At 68.1% G+C, this 885-nt stretch carries 2 protein-coding genes; both read right to left on the reverse strand.

What is annotated here, in order from left to right; genetic code table 11:
* On the reverse strand, positions 1-183 hold a 183-nt coding region (locus BA190_RS34855; RefSeq protein ID WP_202908581.1), incomplete at its 3' end, for an NAD(P)(+) transhydrogenase (Re/Si-specific) subunit beta.
* Positions 184-193: 10 nt separating this feature from the next.
* Positions 194-694: a proton-translocating transhydrogenase family protein gene (locus tag BA190_RS34860; protein ID WP_068299804.1), complete on the reverse strand. Its 501-nt coding sequence runs from the start codon at positions 692-694 to the stop codon at positions 194-196.
* Positions 695-885: the final 191 nt, after the last annotated feature.

An 885-nucleotide genomic window follows, 5' to 3' on the forward strand; every position in this document is an offset into this window, starting at 1 on the left:
GAGCCAGCCCGACACGCCCGAGGGCGGGGACACCGCCAGCGTGGTCAGCACGGCCAGGCCCATGCCGATCATGCCGAAGCGGTTGCCCTGGCGCGAGGAGGTCGGCGAGGACAACCCGCGCAGCGCCAGGATGAACAGCACGCCGGCGACGAGGTAGAGGAATTGGGTGAGATTCACGGACATGGACGCTTCCTCACTGGCCGGCGCCGGCGGCCGAAGAGGCCCCGGTCTTCTTGGTCTTGTCGGCGGTCTTGTCCTTGGGCTTGTACATGGCCAGCATGCGCTCGGTGACCAGGAAGCCGCCGAAGATGTTGATGGAGGCCAGCACCAGAGCCAGGAAGCCGAAGCCGCGGGCCCACCACGGCCCGCTCTCGTCCCCGGCCAGGGCGACGCCGACCGAGAGCAGGGCGCCGACCACGATCACCGAGGAGATGGCGTTGGTCACCGACATCAGCGGGGTGTGCAGGGCCGGGGTGACCGACCACACCACGTAATAGCCCACGAAGATGGCGAGCACGAAGATGGCGAAGCGGAAGACGAAGGGATCGATCGCCCCGCCGGTGGCGGCATGGGCGACGCCCCCCAGCGTGGCGGCGAGCTGGTCGGCATAGTCCTGGGCATGTCTGGCGGCCTCGCCGGCAGCCTGCGCGGCGGCCTGGGCCTTGTCGAGAAGCTCTTGGGGCGTGTCGGCCATGTCGGTCTTCCTCGATGGGATGGATCTGATTGGGGGCGGACCTTCAGATCCGCCTCTTGATGAGATGCAGTCCGTTCCAGGCGGGGCCAGCTCCATCTCTCGATGGCGCTGAAGACCCGCCCGCCAAAGATCCGTCAGGCCGGCTGCGGCTGGAAGGAAGGATGCACCACCGCCCCGTCCTTGGTGAGGAG

The sequence above is a fragment of the Labrys sp. WJW genome, from assembly GCF_001676615.1.
Classification (GTDB): Bacteria; Pseudomonadota; Alphaproteobacteria; order Rhizobiales; family Labraceae; genus Labrys; species Labrys sedimenti.

What these genes read in the sequence shown, in the direction of transcription:
- BA190_RS34860 (WP_068299804.1), bottom strand. Translation starts at nt 694, where the DNA reads ATGGCCGACACGCCCCAAGAGCTTCTCGACAAGGCCCAGGCCGCCGCG.